Genomic DNA, 21,660 nt, shown 5'->3' with positions numbered 1-21,660 from the left:
TTATTTGAGACGAATTTAGAAAATATTATTGCTTTCTAAAAACTTTAGTTTAGCACATAACAAGACATTAAATAATTACTTTATTTTTTTATTCTATTCTAAAGAAAATACAAACCCCAATCAAATACTGTTCATAAAAACACCTCAACCTAAATTTAACGATAACAAGAAGTATGTAAAATTCTTCTATTCATTAGCTTTGAGTATGAAAAATATGTTTTTTTGTAATTCCAAATCTTAACCCCATGAATTTAAAAACATTTAAACAAACACTACAGAGTACTCCTAAGAGTATTAACTTCACAGATACCATTACTATAATAGAAGAACTATATCAGTTTACACCTGCAGCTTTTACCAATGGTACTTTATACAACAATGCCAACCAAAATAATGGTTCTTGTAAAGTATTTGCTTTTGCTTTAAAACAACAGTTAACAAAAGAAGAAACATTAGCTTGTTTTGGTCAGTATTACTTTGAAGATGTGCTTCAAAACCCTACAGGAAACGATCACCAAAATATTAGAAACTTTATAAATACAGGCTTTGAAGGCTTACGATTTGAAAAAGAACCTTTAATAAGAAAAAATAATTAAAAATAAAAGAAGTTGTCTAAAAACCAATAACAGTTTCTTTATTTAAAAGGACATCCAATACGCCTTTTCTATAGATTTAAGAAACTATATCTTTTAGACACTCTTTTACTAAAGTTAAGAATTAAACTCCAGCATCAATCTGCATCATAGCATCTTCAACATGATGTACTAACTCGTCAAAATGAGCCAACCTTTTGGTTTCTCTTGTTCTATTAAAAGGCAAATCTACATTAATGTGCTTCACAAAGTTTGATGGCGCATGTTTCATAATGTAAATATCATCTGCTAAATAGACCGCTTCTTGTATATCATGCGTAACAAACAATATGGTTGGACTAAACTTTTCCCAAATACCAATTAATAAATCTTGCATTTGTAACCTTGTTTTTACATCCAAAGCACCAAAAGGTTCGTCCATTAATAGGATTTCAGGATTAGACATTAAACTTCTTGCAATAGCTACACGTTGTAATTGCCCTCCAGATAAATTAGGGTATTGCGCATATTTTTTTTCATGCCCATCTAAACCTACCAACTGAATCATTTCCATCGCACGTTCGTCTCTTTCTTTTTTTGAGATTCCTTGGAAACGTAAACCTAAACCTACATTGTCTAATACTGACATCCATGGCAACGAAGAGTATTGCTGAAAAACCATACTTACTCTATTGGTTTTACTAACCGGTTGTCCTTTAACTAAAACAGTTCCAGACGTTGGATCTTGCAAACCTGCAATGTATCTTAAAACGGTAGATTTACCGCAACCAGACATTCCTAAAATGACAGCAAACTGTCCTTGCATAGGTTTGTCTTCAATAAGTAAATCAAGATTTTCTATGATTTGAGTTTTACCATTATTGTAGGATTGATGAATGTTGCGTAACTCAATAATATTGGGTGATTGTGTATCTGTAAAATCTAATGCCATAGCTAATGTTTGTTACCTTTATTTATATGTTTAAACGGAAAAAGTAATTTGTCTATCATTACAAACAAACGATCTTGTAATACACCAATAATTACAATAATAATTAAAATAGCAAAAGCTTTGTCAATTCTACTTTGTCTTTTGGCTGTCCAAATCAATTCTCCAATTCCTCCACCTTTATTCAACATTTCTACAATAGTAATATAAGTCCAAGAAATAGCGGTTAATACACGAATATCATCTATTAATTTTGAAAAAACATAAGGCATATAAACCGTTTTAATAGTTTGCCAAGGAGAAGCTCCTAAAGTAAAAACAGTATTTAAATATACTTTCTGAACTTCATCTATACGTTGAACTACCACAGGAATTAAATACACAATAATACCAAAGGCTAAGAAAGACACTTTCATTTGACTTCCTAAACCTAACCACATAATAAATATTCCAGTGACGGCGGTTAATGGGATAAAGCGATACGAATCGATTATTTTACTGAACACCCCCCTAAACAAAGGAACAAGACCTAATAAAAAGCCAATAGGAATAGCCACTAATATGGCTAATAAATAGCCCAATACGTTTAATTTTATAGAAAAGAAAGTATTTCCTATTACATCATCATCTTTATTTAACTCGGGAAAGGATTTAATAACCTTAGTTGGTGAAGGTAATAGTGGATATACTTTATTTTTTACCAATCCGTATTGATTCAATTCTTCTTTGCTTAACAATTCTAACTTGTCATAATTCGCGACTAAAATGGAATCATTTTCATAGTACAATTTGTTTTCTTCCTTTAAGGTAGATGAAGTTATCGCTTCATTTTGGGTAATCACAGATTTAGATAGAACCTCTGCCATTAAAAACCATACTAAAACAAGAATTACGCTTCCTATAACAGTCAGCGTAATTTTTTGTTTCGATTCAAGTTCTCCGCGTAACTCGAACAACTTTTTTAGTGTATTATTCATTAGTCAACTACTAATTCAAAATCCGTTCTTCTATTCTTCGCCTTACAGTTAGCATTCTGATTAGCTTCACAACCAGGAACAGGTTTGTCTGGGCCATTACCAACAATAATAAATCGATTGGTTGGCATATTGTGTTCACTGATTAAATACTGCGCAACAGAATTTGCTCTTTTCTTTGATAAGGCAATGTTTGAACTTCTACCTCCTACATTATCTGTGTTACCTTCAATTCTAATACGAGCATTAGCAAAAGCTCTTGCAATTGGCGTAAATTGAACATCTATTAACTGCTTAGCATTTTCACTTAATAAGTATTCTCCTGTTCTAAAAGTAATACTTACTTTTTTTGATGATAAGGACTCCTTTTTAGCTATTTCTTCATTTACAGCAGTAAATTGTTTTTGCTTTTCTGCGGTATGATTAGCACCAGATAATGATTTTGTTTTTGAAACTAAATCTTTGGTAGAAAGTAAACGCCAGCTTTTAGCTCCAGAAGTATTGTATCCTAGATTATTATACTTCACTTTCATTTTGTTGTATAAGTCTTCTCCTGTTACTCCATTGTAGCTTTGGTTTAAACCAAAGAAGTTTAAATTATCTCCATGTGTAGCTAAACGTACGTTGTTAATAGCGTCGTAACAAAAATCTTCAGGCTGAGATAATCCTTCTGCTAATATTTTAGCAGCTTTTCTTTTATTGGCATCAGAGCTGTTTAATTCAGACGCTCCTATCATCCAACCTTCATATAAATCTTTTAATTGTTCCTTATTTTTTTCTACAAAATCTTTTTTAGCAATAAAAACATCGGCAATAATATGTGTTGCATTTTTGGTACTTTCTAATACTCTAGAGCCAGCTACTTTACTAACACAATCTGCATCATCTGGACTCCAAACTACAGCAGCATCAACCGTTCCACTTTTAAAAGCATCAGCAGCGTCAATGGCACTTGGCACTTCTACTATTTTTACTTGTTTTGTACTAATGTCTCCCGCTTCCAATAACCAAATAAGGAAAGAATGTGAAGGTGTCATTGGTGCCACTGCAATTTTTTTACCTTTTAAATCACTTACTTTACTAATACCTCTACGCGCTACAATAGCATCTCCACCACGACTCCAATCTGCTTGAAAAACAACTTGAGGTTGGTATTGTGCTAAACCTTCAACTTCTGTAGGGAAAGCATCAATAGTTGCCCACATTAAATCAATATCACCGTTTTTAAAGGCATCTCTTGAGGCATCAAAATCATCAATTACCTTAAAATTTACTTTAAATCCGTAATCTTTATAGAATCTTGAATTGGTATTCGCTTTAAACCCTTCATTAAAGTATTGTCCTCCAGCATAACCTCCCCAAGTTACTACTCCAATATTAATGGCATCTTTATAACCATCTTTAGTTTTTGAATTAGTGGCTGCCGCGGTTACTTCATTAATCTTTTCTTTTACCGCTGGTTTTCTTAATTGCATTAATAAATAATAGGCTGCTCCTACTATAGCTGCAACAATTAATATTTTAGATAGTGGCGTTAATCTACTTCCTGCCATGATTTATAATTTGATTTTTGTTATTTGTTAAAAGTTAAATAAGTCTGAGTATTGATTGTTTTGATCATTTCTATTTTGTTTTAAAATAGGCGCATCTAAATCTACACTATGACTATCGTTTACTAAAATATCTTTTTGGTTTCCTAAAATTAGAGAAACTCCTTCTTTTTCCCACTTTTCAAGTAATTCTAAGCCTTCTTCTTCAAAAATTCCATTTTGTAAATCAATAGAATCCATAAAGTTGTTAGACATTTCCATAAAACGCTCCATTTCTCCAATTTTCATACTTACATCATCTGCTATTGCCTCTAAAGCTCTATCAAACATTTCTTTTTTACTGTTGTTTCCTGAAATAATGTCCATAGCAGATTTCATTGCTGAATGACTAGCGCGTATAGCTTTTCTTTCTTGTTCTTTTACCGTTACTTGATCCTCTATATCTTCTACTAAGATTTCAGAATTTTCATACATTTTTGTAAGTACTCTATATAAAATTTCTAATTTTCTATACAACTCATCTAAACGTATGTTAGATTCTTTTAAACGCCCTGCTTTCCTTGATTTCAGAATCATAATTCCTTTCTTATCATTCTGTTTTGCTGCATTGGCAAGCTTTAAATTGTTGTTGATATTTTTATTATTGTCATTTATAATTTGTTTTAAACGACGCATTTGTCCTTTTAAAACAGCAATTTGCTTGTTCATTTTCTTCAAATTGCTTTTCAAATCATCAATATAACTTTTTAAGATGCCAATTGGGTCAATTTGAATGAATAAACCAGTTATCCAACGCATAAATGATTTATACATATAGAAAATAAGGTTTCGCATTTTAGGATCTAAGATCATATAAATAATAACCCCTAATGCTGCTAATAAAACACCAAGATATAGTGTATTTTCTACAATAGTTATTAAATATGGAAGTACTTTGTAAAGTCCATACAAAGCGCCACCACCTAATAACCCCATAAACAGCATTCCTGTTTTTCCTTCAGGCTTTTCCCAAAACGATTTTGGTTTAATATTTTCCATTATTTTAAGTATTGTTTCATTTTTTCAACATCTTGCTCTAACTGCGTACGTAAATGCAAATAAGAAATCTTAAAGTCATTTTTAGTTTTATCTATTTTCGATTTACTTTCATCAACCACTTTTCTTAGTTCTTCTATTTGCTTTTGATGCTTTGTTATTTCATCAGTAAGTTGTTTAATTTTAGCCGATTTTTCTTTAATAATGGCATCAAATTGAACAATTTCTTTTTCTTTATTACCAACTTTAAAAGTTAACTGACCTTCAAAAGCTTTTAAAAAAGTATCATTTTCATTATCTAATACACTCATGTAATGTCTAGTTGAACTAACTAATTTGTCTAGAGTGGCTCCCATAGTAGAAGCAGTAGCAAATGTAGATTTATATTTGGTAGCCTCATCCATAGGTATTTTCTCTAAAGCTTTAATGGCTTTTTTAAACTCCAAATAATCAAAACCATCTAAGTTGTTTTTTTCAATAGCCTGAAGTAACTTATCAATAATGGCATTATCAATAGCTCCTTGTGTATTAGTTGCATTATTTATAGGTGTGCTTGTTTGAGGAGTAGCTACTTTTTTATCAGTAGTTTTTTCTTCTTTTTTGGTTGTAGGTTCTTTCTTTTCTTCCGAGGAATCATCTACAATAAATAGTGATTTTAAATTTTTTAGCATAGGTGTCAAATTTTAACAAATTTAAAAAAAATAACCAATTGATTACGATGTTGCTATTACATTACTATTTTACAAATTTATTCCACCCTATTTTTAGCAAAATGAGTAGTATAATGAAAATACCAAGCAAATGCGTAATACTTCCAATAAAAAATATTCCGATAAATATTTTTTGAATAAAATAAGTAATAATAAAGGCTATAAATATGATAATAAATAAGCCTGAAAGTCTATCAAACCCAGGTATTCGTTGTAACGGTATTGTTTTTTTAATAATTAATAATAATACTATCATTGCTATAATGGGCAAGTAGTAAGTTATAATTTCAAGATGAATAAGATTTTTTCTTAAAAAGAAAAAACTATACACCACTAATATTACAGATAATAAACCAGGAATTACAGCGGCATAAATCAATACGCTGTAAATATAATTAATGGGGTTTTTAAAATTTTGATTAGTAATAAACAGTAAACCGCATAAAGATATCACTAATAATACTACATAATAATTAATAATTACTGATGAGTTGTTACTTAGTAAATTTATAAGGTCTTGTACTGTCATTTTTAAAGTTTTATAAGTTTACAACAAAAGTATAAGATTTTTTAAATGTGATTATAGCGCTAACTATAGGTATACTTTTAGGGTAATTTGTTACTTTTATTTTATATAAAAATAAACGTTTTACCATTAGGTAAGATGAAAACGGCTTCTTTTTTAACGAAATAGATAAATGACTCAAACAAAAAAAATACTAAAACGACTTCTTATTTGGCGTTATAAGAATATTTCTGAACGCAAATTTGTATATGTGTTAAGTGTTTTAGTAGGTTTTTTAGCAGGAATGGGAACAGTAGTTTTAAAAAACTTCACTTATTTTTTTCAATATTTATTAGAAGGAAAGTTTATAAAAGATGTACACTATTCGTTTTATTTTGTATTTCCTATAATTGGACTTTTTTTAGTGTATTACATTAAGAAAAAACTAATAAAAAAGGAAATAGGACACGGTATTTCTACTACTTTACATGCAGTATCTAAACGAAGTGGTATTATTGAACGGTACAAGATGTACGCTTCCTTAATTACTGCGCCTATTACGGTTGGTTTTGGAGGTTCAGCGGGATTACAGGGACCAGCAGTTAGTACTGGTGCTGCACTAGGTTCTGGAGTGGCGCAGTTGTTTCATATGAATACAAAAACTAGAATGCTGCTTATTGGTTGTGCTACGGCAGGTGCCATGTCTTCTATGTTTAAAGCGCCAGTAGCGGCAATTATTTTTGCTATAGAAATTTTTAGCTTAGACTTAGCTTTTGCCTCTTTAATTCCATTGCTTTTAGCTTCAGTTTCAGCAGTAATTACTTCTTATTTCTTTTTAGGTAAAGATGTGCTTTTAGGTTTTGAACTGCAAGACGATTTTTTAATTAAAGATTTACTGTTTTATATTTTATTAGGAGTTGTTACAGGTATTGCTTCTGTTTATTTTTCTAAAATGTATTTTAAAATCACTAAGTTTTTTAAACTATTTAAAAATCCGTTACATAAACTCATCATAGGCGGTGTAGCTATAGGGCTAATGCTATACTTAATTCCACCTTTGTACGGTGAAGGATATAATATTATCAATAATTTATTAGAGGGGAATACCAAAGGAGCTTTACAAGATTTACCTTATACAATTGACTATAATAATGTTTGGGGAGTAGTGATTATTTTATTACTAATTTCTTTGTTTAAGGCTATTGCCATGACCACAACATTTGCTGCTGGTGGAGTAGGTGGTATTTTCATTCCAACCTTGGTAATGGGAAGTTCTCTAGGAAATGTATTTGCTAAAATCATCAATCAATTAGGTGGAGATGTTTCAGAAAGTAATTGTACACTTATTGGTATGAGTGGATTAATGGCAGGTGTATTACATGCGCCTTTAACTGCTATTTTCTTAATTGCAGAAATTACAGGTGGGTACGATTTGTTTGTACCTTTAATGCTAGTGGTGGCAATTTCTTTTGCTTTTACAAAGTATTTTATCTCTAATTCTATTTATACTATTGAATTGGCTAAACGTGGTGAGCTAATTACGCATAATAAGGACAAAAATGTAATGATGATGATGCGTATAGATTCTTTAATTGAAAAGAATTTTAAAATAATTCATCCTGAAATGACTTTGGGCGAAATGTTAAAAACAGCAGTCGCAAAATCTTCCAGAAATTTATTTCCTGTATTAGACAAAGACAATCGTTTTATTGGAATTGTATTGTTAGATGATATTCGTCCATTAATGTTCGAACAAGAAATGTATGATAAATTAACAATACAAGTTTTGATGAAAAGTGCTCCTGCTATTATATTTTATGAAGAAAGTATAGCGGAAGTAATGAAAAAATTTAAAGAAAGTGGTGCATGGAATTTACCGGTAATCAAAAACAATAAATATATTGGTTTTATTTCTAAGTCAAAATTACTGTCTGCTTATAGAGCTAAGCTAATTGAGCTTACTGTTTAAAATTGAAAATAACGCCTACAAAATCTTAGTTCATAGTCTTTCTTTAGCTCTTAGCTTTTGGCAACTGACTAATAGATGGCTGTTTGACTTGAAAGGTTTTGGGCGAAAGTTTTTCAATTGTTGCTTATAACTGAACAGAAAAACGCTGAATTACTGACTCCTTAAAAAATAATATTTCAAAACCGTCTCAACCATATTGAGAAGCTTTCAACAGTTACCAAAATCGTCTCAACCATGTTGGGAAGTAAATTTTACATTAGTAATAGTACTAGGCAAACAACGTAGCAAAAGCCTCTTCAATTTTACTAACTAAAATAAGCTTTATACTGTGGTTTTTAGAGGTGATTTTATTATATTTTGAAGCAACAAACGTTTTGTAACCCAATTTTTCAGCTTCTAATATTCTTTGATCAATTTTAGAAACTGGTCTTATTTCTCCAGCTAAACCTACTTCGGCAGCAAAGCACACGTCTGGATTAATTGCTAAATCTTGATTAGAAGATAAAATAGCTGCAACAACTGCTAAATCAATAGCCGGATCATCAACTCGAATACCACCAGTTACATTTAGGAACACATCTTTTGCTCCCAGTTTAAAGCCTGCTCTTTTTTCAAGAACCGCTAAAATCATGTGTAAGCGTTTTAAATTGTAACCTGTAGTGGTTCTTTGTGGTGTTCCGTAAACAGCCGTACTAACCAAAGCTTGTATTTCAATCATTAAGGGGCGGATTCCTTCTAAAGTAGAAGCAATAGCCGTTCCGCTTAAATCTGCGTCTTTTTTAGAAATTAAAATTTCAGAAGGATTGGATACTTCCCTTAATCCATCAGAAAGCATTTCATAAATCCCTAGTTCAGCAGTAGAACCAAAACGATTTTTTTGCGAACGTAAAATTCGATAAGTATGGTTCCTGTCTCCTTCAAATTGTAGAACTACATCTACCATGTGTTCTAAAATTTTAGGACCAGCAATATGCCCTTCTTTATTAATATGTCCAATTAATAAAACAGGAGTTGAAGTTTCCTTGGCAAATTTGATGAGTTCTGCGGAGGTTTCTCGTATTTGTGAAATACTTCCAGGAGAAGCTTCAATAATATTGGTGTGTAATGTTTGAATAGAATCAATAACTAAAACATCAGGCTGTACTTCTTCAATATTTTTAAATATTTGCTGTGTGTTGGTTTCTGTAAGAATTAAACAATTAGAGTTTTTAGAAACCAATCGTTCTGCTCGCATTTTTATTTGCGATTGACTTTCTTCTCCAGAAACATACAATACTTTTTGAGAAATTTGTAGAGCAATCTGTAAAAGTAAAGTAGACTTACCAATACCAGGTTCTCCTCCTAGTAAAACAACAGCACCTTTAACTAATCCACCACCTAAAACGGTGTCTAACTCCTGATTTTTAGTACCAAAACGTTCTTCGGGATTTAATTGAATTTCTTTAACACGTAAAGGCTTAGAAACTCTTTTTTCTTTGTTTGATGGTGTTTTCCAACTTCTTTTCTCTTCTTTTTGAATCACTTCTTCAACAATAGTATTCCATTGTTTACATACATTACATTGTCCAACCCATTGTGCATGTTGCGTACCGCAATTTTGACAGAAAAAAGTAGTTTTAGTTTTTGCCATTGATGAATTCTTAGTATTGTTTTTTACAAAAGTAGACTAAACAGATGAGATAATTAATGAAATAGCAACTTGTAATCATTTTAAAAAGTCTTTTTATTTTTTTAGCTTAGAGAGAATTTAAATAAATTAATTATGACAACACAAGAGGTAGCAAACCAATGGAAACAAATGTGCCAAGAAGGAAAAAATTTAGATTGTATAAATGAGTTATATGCAGAGAATGTAGTGAGTAAAGAAATGCCTGGAGTACCTTATGGAGAATTAGTTTCTGGTAAAGAAAATGTTATAAAAAAAGGGGAAGAATGGTTTAGTAATGTAGTTGAGTTTCATTCTATGGAAATTTCAGAACCAGTAGTTGCTGGCAACCATTTTACATCAAAAATGAATTTTGATATAACCTTTAAAGATAGAGGAAGGCAACAAATGGAAGAGGTTTGTGTTTTTGAAGTTAAAGAAGGTAAAATAGCCAATGAACAATTTTTTTATACAATGTAACTATTGTAATAACAAAAGCCTTGAGTTAAACTCAAGGCTTTTTGGGATTAATCAATATTACAATAATCTATTATTGTTTTATAATCTTAAGTGTTTCTGTTTTACTCTTAGTTATTATTTTAACAAAATAACTTCCTGAAACTTCAAGTTCATCCCCTATTAAGATGCTACCTGGGTTTCGAGAGTATTCTTTAGACATTAATTCTTTACCTAAAATATTATATACACTTAAAGTAATCTTTTCATTTCCTAATGAAGATAGGTCAATTGTTGATTGGTTATTAAAAGGATTTGGATATGCTTTTAATTCACTAAAAACTTGTTGTTTTGCTTCTTCTTTAGATTTTCCTACTTTACTTGAAGTACCTGCTGGTCTTTGAGCTATCAATCCTTCTCCAGCAGTGCTATTATATGCATAATCTTTAAATGTTACTGAATTACCATCACTTGAAACAGTTAAATATAACCATCCATAATGTGTAGCTCCACTAATTTTAAAGCTAAATCCAATATATCCTGATTTCCCATGCCAATCACTATAAGAATTAGAACTTAATGTTAATTGACTCTCTGTATTAAAATTACTAGATGAACCTACGGTTGTTCCTTCTGTTATATAAGTTACATTTCCAGTAGTTCCATTAGTTACTAATGGCTTGTTATTAGTATAAAGCATTCTTAAACTATTACTTGTATACCAAGTATAAAAACGAGTATCTCCATCTCCTGTTTCCATTTGGAAAGGAGACCATGTAGTACCTGAGTTTATAGTAACATCATTCATATCAACATACACAACATTACCACTAGCAGGACTAGATGTAGTAACATTAATAGCACTACTTAACCCAGAAGAGTTTCCTGCTGCATCATTAGCTTTTACAGTAAATGTATATGTTGTTCCTGCTACTAGACCAGTAGCGTTATAAGCTGTTGTATTAGTAGTACCTATTGAGTTTCCATCTCTATACACTTCATAACTAGTAACCCCAACATTATCGGTAGAAGCTACCCAATTTAAACTAAGCGTTGTTTCCGTAATATTAGAAGCAACTACTCCTGATGGTACTGAAGGAGCTTGTGTATCAACTACTGCTCCACCTACAGTTATTGTGTAGTCTTCAACTTCTCCTAAATAAGTATCTGCTCCACAAGGTGTAATCTTAGCCTCTGAACCATATCCTACTCTAACCCTCATTCTTACAGAATTTCCTGAAGCTGAACTTGGTGCTGTAATATTTGCTGTATATGGACCAGCCGCAAATTTAGAGTACACTTTTTCTCCTGCATCTTCAAAATTCCCGTTATTATTCCAATCTATCCATACGCCCACAGCATTAAATGTCCAATGACCGTTATTTAAATTTACAGTTAAAGGAGTTGCTTCACCAACGTTTAAGTTAGTGGAAATATTAGTATGATTAGAATATGCAGTATATCCAGTTGAATTATCAATACCTCCAAATTGTACTCTAGTTATATGCAAACTACCTTGTGCATTTGAAGCTTCACAATAAGTTACTGGAATCCCTATATCTCCACCTAATGTCTTAGTGTTAACAACATTACTAGCACTAGATTCATTTCCAGCTGCATCTCTAGCTTTTACAGAGAAAGAATAATTGGTATCAGGCTGTAGTCCCGTTACAGAATAATTTGTTACTGCTACTGTAGCTATTTTATTAGCTCCTTGATATACATCATATCCAGTAACTCCAACATTATCAGTAGATGCAGTCCAATTTAAATCTAATCCTGTTTCAGCTAAATTAGAAACTGTTAAGTTACTTGGTGCTGTTGGTGCTTGTGTATCGCTATCTTCGGTTGTTGTAACACTAACTTCATTACTAGCAGCTGACTCGTTTCCTGCTGCATCTTTCGCCTTTACTGTAAAAGTATATGATGTTCCTGATGTTAATCCATTTACTTGAAAGCTTGTAGTTGTAGAAGTACCTATACTTGTTGCTCCTCTGAAAACTTCATAGCTAGCTACCCCCACATTATCGGTTGATGCTCCCCAACTTAAACTAAGTATTGTTGTTGAAATATTAGACGCAACTAAATTTGTAGGTGCTGTTGGTGCTTGTGTATCTGCGTTATCTTCTGTTGTTGCATTCACTTGATTACTTGCTATAGAAGTATTACCAGCAGCATCTTTTGCCTTTACAGTAAATGCATATGAAGTAGCTGGTGTAAGTCCACTAACATTAAAAGATGTTGTTGTAGAAGTACCTATACTTGTTGCTCCTCTGAAAACTTCATAACTAGTTACACCCACATTATCAGTTGATGCTCCCCAACTTAAAGTTAAAGATGATGTAGTAATATTAGTAGCTGTTAAATTAGATGGTGCACTTGGTGCTTGTGTATCATCATTACCACCTCCAAAGTTAATTATAAAATTTACTGTTTGCGTAGCGTTAGCACTATTACATCCATTGGTACTTGTAATAGTAGCGGTATAAGTACCTCCATGAATACTTGCATCCGCACTATCTGTAATTTCAATTGTACTAATATCTGATGAGAAATTATTAGGACCAGTCCAAGCTATACTTCCATTAAATAAATTTTGAGGGATTTTTAACCTAATTTTATCTCCTTCATTAATTGTTAAAGTATTGTTTGTTGCGTTTGTATACTGAGCTTCATTTAACTGATATTGTATTTTATTTGATAAATCTTCAACACCTACCTTTACGGTAACAATAGTCTCTCCATAACATCTTCCATTATCATATTCAATTTTATAATCTCCTGCATTTGAACCGTTAATATTATTAAAAGTCCAAAAAGTATGCTCATTTGTAGTTGTAGAAGTTCCATCTGGACGTGTTAACTTAAGTGGTTTCCCTGCATATTTATTATGTGTTCCTATCGCAATATTATCTCCAGCACAAGCGAAAATAGTATTGCTTTTAGTCCATTTATTAGCATTATCTCTTACATAACCCTCTAATCCATTATTAGTAGGTCTAATAACTAGGTCTACAGATCCTGAACATGATGCAGGATCATTCCAAGTAATTGTATAAGTTCCATAATGTTGATCAGTAATACTTGTAAATTCAAATCCAGTTCCTACATCTGGTGTACTATCAAAGAAACCATTTGGCCCAGTAATCGTAACATTTTGTGTCCCTATATTTTGCATACCTAAATGTACTTTATCACCAACACAAGCCTCAACAAAATCTCTTTGCACCCATGCATTGTTTAATGCTACCCATGGAGTTAACTTATTTTGGGTGATTACTTCAACTTCAGTTGTATAAGAGCAACCTCCTAAATCGTAAATTAGAGTATAAACACCTGCATTTGCATTTGTAATATTATTAAAAACCCACGAACCATCGTTATCAGCTACATTATGTATACTTCCATTTGGTAATCTTAATGATTTTGTTCCTGACAAACCTGAAGGCATAGCTATTGTTATGTTTGATCCTGGACAAGCCTTCAATTTATCACCACTATACCAATCATCATCATTAACTTTCAACCATGAAACCAATTCAAAACCAACTTGAATTCTTACAACACCAAAACCTGTACCTCCGTTATTATCTTTATATTTAATCAAATAAGTACCAGCATCATTAGCTTGTACATTATTTAGATTCCAAAATGTACTTCCATCTGGAGTAATATCTTTACTTCCATTAGGCTTTATTAATTCTACATTTTGTAATCCTACGTTCTGCATACCTATTTTAACATTTGTCCCTGGGCAAACTGTTAAAAATTTAGTGTTTTCTTTCCAAGTATTACCATCATGCATTCTTGGAGTTACTGCTAAACTTCCACCTGTACCTGTTGCTATTAAATTAGCATTTTGCCAAAGAGGAAAACGTGCTGAGTGGTTTAAAGCTGCATACATTCTATCTGTTTGACCTTTTGTAAACATTTTTGCACATCCTCCAGCTGAGTCATACCCCATATAATTCTCATAATTAATCAAAGAATCACCACAATCGGTAGCCCCTACAATACAACCATCATCACTTGACGCTTTATCTTCTTGAGGTGTATCACTCACATAATCTTGAGTTAAACTAGCACAACCTCCTTCAAAAGTGTGTAATAAATTTAACCAATGACCAAATTCATGTGTTAAAATCGAAGCAAACTCATCATCTGTATTTCCTTTTAAATAACGTCCATTATATACAACTCTTGCTAAATTTGCATCTGAGTCTTTTTTACTAGGATACCAAGCAATTCCTGATCGAGTACTATCTTTGCCATCATCATGAATTTTTTCAGTGATATATACATTCATATACTTATAATTATCCCATGCATCTGCAGCTACAATTGGACTATTATAGTTTCCTTGTCCTCCAGAAGCTGCATGATCTACAATTCCCGTTGTTGGGTTTCCATTAGGGTCTATTGCAGCCAGCTTAAATAAAATATTAGTTTTTGATTTTCTTCCTACAAACAATGGATCTACAGTATCAAAGTCTGGATTTAAACCTTGAAAATCTTCATTAACCATCTTTAAAGAGTTAATTATATTCTCATCAGTTATCGTTGATCCATTTTGAGTTCTTCCATAGATATGAAAAACTACAGGGATTATAATCGTACTTGAAGCTAATCTAGCTTGTGTTTTTGATCTTTGTTTACCGAAATTTTTTGAATACTCATTGAATTTTAAAAATTCTTGATATTCTTTAGGATGTTTTTTAAAGTGATCGTTCATTACTGTTGATGTAGTACAGCTACCCTCTTTATTCTGGGCGGTAACATACATCGAAAAACATAGAAGTAATAATATAGTAGGTATTATTCTCATAAGAAAGGGTTTAATTATGTTTAATATTCCAAAAAAGAATGCCTTAATAAAAATGTTATTTTTTTACAAAAACACTAATTTTTCAGCTATATTAATGAAAACCCCTAAAAGAATTGCAAGTTTTGATAATATGATATTTATAGTAGTTAATATACAACTAATTTAAAGTTATAAAAACAATTTCACCCATATGTTACCAAATAGTTATCATTAAACCCAAAATATTTATAACCTCTAAATATTTCTCAGCAAAAATTATAAAAAAAACAAAAAGGAAAACTATATAGCTTCCCCTCTATTTTAATTAAAATTTTAAGTCTATACTTTAAATAAATCTGTGTAGTATTTATAAAAATAAGGGATTGTTTCTATTCCTTTTAGATAATTCCATACTCCAAAATGCTCATTTGGAGAATGAATAGCATCTGAATTTAAACCAAACCCCATTAAAATAGTTTTACTTTCCAATTCTTCCTCAAATAATGATACTATAGGAATACTTCCACCACTTCTTTGCGGTATGGGTGTAACTCCAAAAGTTTCAAAATATGCCTTACTTGCTGCCTGATAACCAATATTATCTATAGGTGTTACGTATCCCTGACCACCGTGATGTGGAGTCACTTTTACTTTAACTCCTGCTGGCGCTATACTTTCAAAATGTTTTTTAAATAATGCTGTTATTTCTTCCCAATCTTGATTTGGTACTAATCGCATAGATATTTTCGCATATGCTTTACTAGCAATTACCGTTTTAGCTCCTTCACCTATATATCCTCCCCAAATTCCATTCACATCTAAGGTAGGTCTAATGGAATTTCGTTCGTTAGTAGTATATCCTTCTTCACCATAAACTGCATCTATATCTAACGCTTTTTTATATTCTTCTAGAGAAAAAGGAGCCTTTCCCATCTCTTCTCGTTCATCTTTTGATAATTCTTCAACTTTATCATAAAAACCTGGGATTGTTATATGATTATTATCATCGTGTAATGACGCTATCATCTTTGTCAATACATTAATTGGATTAGCTACTGCTCCACCATATAAGCCTGAATGTAAATCCCTATTAGGTCCAGTTACTTCAACTTCTACATAACTCAACCCTCTAAGTCCTGTTGTTATCGAAGGTATATCATTCGCTATCATTCCTGTATCCGAAATTAAAATAACATCATTTGCTAATTTTTCTCTGTTTCTAGGTACAAACCAAGCCAAACTTTCTGAACCCACCTCTTCTTCTCCTTCAATCATGAATTTAACATTACATGGTAAGCTTCCTGTTTCAGTCATATATTCCAAAGCCTTCACATGCATATACATTTGTCCTTTATCATCACAAGCACCTCTAGCATAAATAGCTCCTTCGGGATGAAGTACAGTTTTCTTTATTATTGGTTCAAAAGGAGGAGAATCCCATAACTCAATAGGGTCAGCTGGTTGGACATCATAATGCCCATAAACCAATACAGTTGGAAGTTTAGGGTCTATAATTTTTTCTCCGTACACAATAGGATACCCAGGTGTTTCACAAATTTCTACTTTATCACACCCTGCTTTTTCTAAGCTTTCTTTAATTGCATCAGCTGTACTTAATACATCTTGATTATACGCTGGATCGGCACTTACAGAAGGAATTTTCAATAATTCTATAAGTTCATCTATAAATCGTTGTTTATGGTTAGTTATATATTGTTTAATAGTTTGCATGTGTAAGTAATTAATTATGCTAATTTAGTTTATTTTTATAAAATTAGTTATTATTGAGTCTTTTCATCGTTCTCTTTTCAATTTTTACTTTCTAAAACAAGTTTACAATCTCTATATTATATATTTTTGAAAAAATACTGCATTAAAATATATAAACATGAAATACCATACAATAAATAAGGATTTATTTATTAAAAATAGAAAAAACTTTAAAGCTAAAATGAAACCTAATAGTTTGGCTATTTTTAATTCTAATGACATTTATCCTGTTAGTGCTGATAGTACTCTACCTTTTGAACAGCACAGAGATATTTTTTACTTAAGCGGCGTAGATCAAGAAGAAAGTATTTTAATTTTATTTCCCGACTGCCCCAAAGAAAGCTTTAAAGAAGTTCTTTTTTTAAGAGAAACCAATGAGCATATTGCTATATGGGAAGGTGAAAAATTAACAAAAGACAAAGCATTTATTACAAGTGGTATTAAAACAGTTTTTTGGCTACAAGACCTGGATAAAGTTTTAGCTCAAATGATGTCATATGCAGAAACTATTTATATAAACACGAATGAACATTATAGAGCTACTATAGAAACAGAAACACGTGAAGCTCGTTTTACAAAATCATTATTAGAAAAATACCCTGCTCATTCTGTCGCAAAAAGTAATCCTATACTACAGCGTTTGCGTTCTGTAAAAGATCCTATAGAAATAGATCTTATACAAACCGCTTGTAACATTACTGAAAAAGGGTTCAGAAGAGTGTTAGACTTTGTAAAACCTGGTGTATGGGAATATGAAATTGAAGCTGAATATATTCATGAATTCATTAGGAATCGTTCAAAGAAATTTGCCTATACACCTATTATCGCTTCAGGTAATAATGCTAATGTTTTACATTATATAGAAAATAATCAGCAATGTAACGATGGAGATTTAATCCTTATGGATGTTGGAGCTGAATACGCAAACTATTCCTCAGATATGACTAGAACAATACCAGTTTCTGGAAAGTTTACACAAAGACAGAAAGAAGTATACAATGCTGTAAATCATGTAAAAAAAGAAGCTACTAAATTATTAACTCCAGGAACCTTATGGGATGAATACCATATTGAAGTTGGTAAAATAATGACTTCTGAACTACTAAACTTAGGTTTATTAGATAAAGCTGACCTTCAAAATGAAAACCCTAAATGGCCAGCTTATAAGAAGTACTTTATGCATGGAACTTCACATCATATGGGGTTAGATACTCATGATTATGGTTTATTACACGAACCTATACAAGCTAATATGGTATTCACAGTAGAACCTGGAATATACATTCCTGATGAAGGTTTTGGTATTAGACTTGAAGACGATGTAGTTGTCCAAGAGTATGGGGCTCCTTTCAATTTAATGGAAAACATCCCTATTGAAGCTGAAGAAATAGAAGATCTAATGAATTAAGAACTATAAAGAACGATTGTTAAATTAGCTATCGTTCTTTTTTTATAATACATTAGTGAAATATTATTTGACTTATGCAAGATTTAATAGCTAGTTTCTCTTCTTGGATTTGGGGTATCCCTTTATTAATTTTATTAATTGGAGGTGGTCTTTATTTATTCATCTATTCTGGATTAGTACCTTTTAGATATATTGGACATGCCATAGCTATCCTAAGAGGAAAGTATGACAAACACGACTCTCCTGGTGATTTAACTCATTACGAAGCCTTATCTTCTGCCATTGCTGCTACTGTAGGAATGGGAAATATAAGCGGTGTAGCTATTGCTATTGCTACAGGTGGTCCAGGCGCTATTTTTTGGATGTGGATTAGTGCATTTGTTGGTATGGCTACTAAATTTTTTACCTGTAGTTTGTCTGTAATGTATAGAGGTAAAGATACAAATGGAAATGTTAAAGGAGGCCCTATGTATGTTATTACTGAAGGCTTAGGGTTAAAATGGAAACCTCTAGCTATCTTTTTTGCTTTTGCTGGGTTATTTGGTACACTACCTGCTTTTCAAGCAAATCAATTAACACAAACTTTAGTTGATGTTTTTCAAGTAAATAAAAGTAACATTTTTATAGCCAAGTTACTACTTGGTATAACAATAGCACTTATTACTGGTGCTGTTATTTTTGGAGGTATTAAACGTATTGGTAAAGTAGCGAGCAAACTTGTACCGATTATGGTTATTATTTATCTTATCACTATATTAACTATACTAACCTTAAAAATAGAACAGGTTCCTTATATATTCAGTTTAATTTTTTCAGATGCTTTTTCAGGTAATTCTATTTTAGGTGGTGCATTGGGTACTTTAATTATTACTGGTGTTAAAAGAGCTGCTTTTTCAAATGAAGCGGGTTTAGGAACTGCGCCTATGATGCACGGAACGGCAAAAACTAAAGAACCTATTAGAGAAGGTTTAGTTGCGATGCTTGGCCCTGCTATTGACACTTTATTAGTTTGTACATTAACTGCTTTAGCAATATTAAGTTCTGGTATCTGGAAAGGTTTCAATGGTAATGGAATATCTATGACCCTGGCTGCTTTCGATGCTGTTTTACCTACTAATATTGGTAGTATCATTCTAACTGTTTGTGTTTTAATTTTTGCTTTCTCAACGTTATTTACTTATTCCTTTTATGGTTATAGCTGTTTAAATTATTTATCTAATTATAAAATGGGGAGATACTATAACTATGTTTATATAATTACTATAGTGTTGGCATCTATAATAAAGTTAGAATTTGTAATTAATTTAATAGATAGTGCTTATGCCTTAATGGCTATACCTACTGTAATTTCAACCTTAATTTTAGCTCCTAAGGTCAAAAAAGCTGCTTTAGTGTATTTCTCTAAACTAAAAGAAGAATAAATAAAACTTCTCGCACTAGTCTATACTTTGCTCAACGCAACAAAAATTTTATCGTTAACATATATGATTCTCCATTCTGAGTTAATCTTTTATGACTGTATACTTTATTCATATTATATATATTATTAAAAGAATGAACTGTTCCAATACAAAACAACAATGAATTATACCATACGATTATCTCTCTGCAATTGTAATGTCGTATAATGCTTAAGTCATCATTTGACACCGTAAATAAAATATAGTATATTTATATGTAAACAACTTAATCATAAACAATTATGAAAAAAAACACACTCCTTTTCGTTTTTTTATTAGCAACTTTACCTCTCATTAGCTTTACGTATTCAGAAAATACTTTAAAAAGTAACAAGAATGAGCAATCATTAGAACAGAAAAGAAAAGAAAAACACAACAGAGTTGTCACTTCTCTACGTGACAAAAACACTACTAACCTCAAAGATTTACTCAGCGAGTATCAAGATTTCACATTAGCAGATACACAAAAGATTATTGACGATTTAAATACTTATTGGGGGGATTTAACTAGTTCTGTTGAATCTACTCCTGTTCCTATAAAAAAAGGAGCCTTAACTAACAAAGTACGTATACAATTTGTTGCTTCTACTGAGTTTGGTGAATGGGTTTACTTAAATGATAATAGAAATTCAGACTCAACTCTTAGAATAGGTGTTCTTTTTGAAAAAAACAATGATAAAGTAGGTGCTTTAATTATTTCTCTAATAGATAAAACTAGATAAGTTAATAATATTTTTTCTTTACTAGGGTAGTATATCATAATATTTAACAAGTAATAAAACTATTTTTTAACTTATTAAACGGTAACTATAGTGTTCTAATAAACTTCTTAATTCTATTGAGAAGTAAAAAAATATGTATTTCTTTACACCATTAAAGTAAAATATTTATTATTAAGGATATAATATGAATAAAGAACTGTTTGAATCAATTATAGATAATTATGAACTTTTAAAATATGGTTTATTAGAAGCGCAAACTTTTAACGAATCACATTTTGGTTTTCCTGAAATTTACTATAAAATAATGGAAACCGATAAGCAAAGAGTAAACGCCTTTAAAAAAGCTTTTGAATTAAATAATAACTTTAAAGATGCAGTAGTTTGTGAAATTGGCGTAGGAACATTACCTCTTACTAAACTTTACATGCCTTATGTTAAAAAAGCTTATTTAATAGAAAATAATCCTGACCTAATTCCCTTCATAAAAAAGGAAATTTCACAATATCCTTGGGCTAATAAAGTAGAAGTTATTTTTGCTGATGCTATGACCGTAGATTTACCTGAAAAAGTAGATCATATTATTGGAGAGTTAATGAGTATTTATTGTGCCAATGAGTTTCAAGTCCAAATATTTCAGCACATGCGTAATTTCCTTCAGCCTGAAGGGAAGTTATTTCCTAATAGAATTGTAAACTTTGCACGCCTATGTGAAGCTGAAATAGACGAAGATATTCATCATTATCCAGTTATGTTTACAAGGCATCAACCAATGTTTTTATCTCAACAATTTTTAGTTAACGAAATTGAATTGTTAAAAGAAAAAAAGCAAGGAGTTAAATTAAGTTTTTCTGTACCTGTATTATTTACAGGAAAAGTAAATGCCCTATATCTTGAATCTTATGTTGAAGTAACTGAAGGAGCTAACTTTACAGGAACAGATAGTTTAATGCCTCCTACTGTTTTAAAAACCACCAATGAATTAGAAGTAAAAGCTGGAGACTTAATTCATATTGATTTTGAGTTTAATTATGGCTGTTCTTTAGATAAAATAAGCTGTACATTATCTTAGTTATATCAACACTTAGATAAGCATAAAAAAACACCTAAATCATAAGATTTAGGTGTTTACTT

The 21,660-nt window shown here is 31.3% G+C and carries 16 protein-coding genes; 7 read left to right on the top strand and 9 right to left on the bottom strand.

Translation table 11 applies throughout. From position 1 onward, the window contains the following. Positions 1-245: 245 nt before the first annotated feature. Entirely contained in the window at positions 246-596 is a 351-nt protein-coding gene (locus ABNT65_RS15730; RefSeq protein WP_348705160.1) for a HopJ type III effector protein, read from the top strand. A gap of 121 nt (positions 597-717) precedes the next feature. Here the strand turns inward: ABNT65_RS15730 and ABNT65_RS15725 are convergent, their stop codons facing one another. The 6 genes from ABNT65_RS15725 to ABNT65_RS15700 form a co-directional block, all read right to left on the bottom strand. After that, positions 718-1,524: an ABC transporter ATP-binding protein gene (locus ABNT65_RS15725; RefSeq protein ID WP_348705158.1), complete on the bottom strand. Its 807-nt coding sequence runs from the start codon at positions 1,522-1,524 to the stop codon at positions 718-720. 2 nt (positions 1,525-1,526) lie between these two features. Next, on the bottom strand, positions 1,527-2,498 hold the full coding sequence (locus ABNT65_RS15720; RefSeq protein WP_348746267.1) for an ABC transporter permease: 972 nt from the start codon (positions 2,496-2,498) through the stop codon (positions 1,527-1,529). Beyond that, positions 2,498-4,048: a phosphate ABC transporter substrate-binding/OmpA family protein gene (locus ABNT65_RS15715; protein WP_348746266.1), complete on the bottom strand. Its 1,551-nt coding sequence runs from the start codon at positions 4,046-4,048 to the stop codon at positions 2,498-2,500. The genes ABNT65_RS15720 and ABNT65_RS15715 overlap by 1 nt, the downstream gene beginning before the upstream one ends. A gap of 27 nt (positions 4,049-4,075) precedes the next feature. Further along, a complete protein-coding gene (locus ABNT65_RS15710) occupies positions 4,076-5,083 on the bottom strand; it encodes a hypothetical protein (RefSeq protein ID WP_348705151.1) in 1,008 nt (335 codons plus the stop codon). Then, the gene (locus ABNT65_RS15705; protein ID WP_348746265.1) at positions 5,083-5,751 is read right to left on the bottom strand and encodes a hypothetical protein; all 669 of its coding nucleotides are present in this window, start codon (positions 5,749-5,751) and stop codon (positions 5,083-5,085) included. The genes ABNT65_RS15710 and ABNT65_RS15705 overlap by 1 nt, the downstream gene beginning before the upstream one ends. 64 nt (positions 5,752-5,815) lie before the next feature. Then, positions 5,816-6,319: a hypothetical protein gene (locus ABNT65_RS15700; protein ID WP_348746264.1), complete on the bottom strand. Its 504-nt coding sequence runs from the start codon at positions 6,317-6,319 to the stop codon at positions 5,816-5,818. A gap of 169 nt (positions 6,320-6,488) precedes the next feature. Here ABNT65_RS15700 and ABNT65_RS15695 point away from each other — a divergent pair, with 169 nt between their 5' ends. Further along, entirely contained in the window at positions 6,489-8,264 is a 1,776-nt protein-coding gene (locus tag ABNT65_RS15695) for a chloride channel protein (protein ID WP_348746263.1), read from the top strand. A 268-nt stretch (positions 8,265-8,532) separates the two neighbouring features. Here the strand turns inward: ABNT65_RS15695 and radA are convergent, their stop codons facing one another. Continuing rightward, complete coding sequence (gene radA, locus ABNT65_RS15690; RefSeq protein ID WP_348746262.1) at positions 8,533-9,894, bottom strand: DNA repair protein RadA; 1,362 nt, start codon at positions 9,892-9,894, stop codon at positions 8,533-8,535. A gap of 132 nt (positions 9,895-10,026) precedes the next feature. Here radA and ABNT65_RS15685 point away from each other — a divergent pair, with 132 nt between their 5' ends. Then, positions 10,027-10,389: a nuclear transport factor 2 family protein gene (locus ABNT65_RS15685; protein ID WP_348705142.1), complete on the top strand. Its 363-nt coding sequence runs from the start codon at positions 10,027-10,029 to the stop codon at positions 10,387-10,389. 70 nt (positions 10,390-10,459) lie between these two features. On the opposite strand, the gene ABNT65_RS15680 is transcribed toward ABNT65_RS15685, so the two are convergent. Together ABNT65_RS15680 and ABNT65_RS15675 are read right to left on the bottom strand one after the other, a co-directional pair. Continuing rightward, positions 10,460-15,190, bottom strand: a complete 4,731-nt coding sequence (locus ABNT65_RS15680) for a fibronectin type III domain-containing protein (protein ID WP_348746261.1) — start codon at positions 15,188-15,190, stop codon at positions 10,460-10,462. 318 nt (positions 15,191-15,508) lie between these two features. Then, positions 15,509-16,900, bottom strand: coding sequence for a dipeptidase (locus ABNT65_RS15675; RefSeq protein WP_348746260.1), 1,392 nt, complete (start codon positions 16,898-16,900; stop codon positions 15,509-15,511). Positions 16,901-17,057: 157 nt separating this feature from the next. Here ABNT65_RS15675 and ABNT65_RS15670 point away from each other — a divergent pair, with 157 nt between their 5' ends. The 4 genes from ABNT65_RS15670 (at position 17,058) to ABNT65_RS15655 (ending at position 21,598) form a co-directional block, all read left to right on the top strand. Further along, on the top strand, positions 17,058-18,347 hold the full coding sequence (locus tag ABNT65_RS15670) for an aminopeptidase P family protein (protein ID WP_348705136.1): 1,290 nt from the start codon (positions 17,058-17,060) through the stop codon (positions 18,345-18,347). Between the two features lie 74 nt (positions 18,348-18,421). Beyond that, positions 18,422-19,768, top strand: a complete 1,347-nt coding sequence (locus ABNT65_RS15665; protein ID WP_348705135.1) for an alanine/glycine:cation symporter family protein — start codon at positions 18,422-18,424, stop codon at positions 19,766-19,768. 281 nt (positions 19,769-20,049) lie between these two features. After that, positions 20,050-20,529 (top strand): hypothetical protein, encoded by a 480-nt coding sequence (locus tag ABNT65_RS15660; RefSeq protein WP_348705133.1) that lies wholly within the window; start codon positions 20,050-20,052, stop codon positions 20,527-20,529. 184 nt (positions 20,530-20,713) lie between these two features. Further along, positions 20,714-21,598: an rRNA adenine N-6-methyltransferase family protein gene (locus ABNT65_RS15655; RefSeq protein WP_348738728.1), complete on the top strand. Its 885-nt coding sequence runs from the start codon at positions 20,714-20,716 to the stop codon at positions 21,596-21,598. Positions 21,599-21,660 lie beyond the last annotated feature (62 nt).

This window comes from Tenacibaculum sp. 190524A02b (assembly GCF_964036645.1).
GTDB lineage: Bacteria > Bacteroidota > Bacteroidia > Flavobacteriales > Flavobacteriaceae > Polaribacter > Polaribacter vairaonense.
This window is presented reverse-complemented; position numbering and strand designations above follow the sequence as displayed.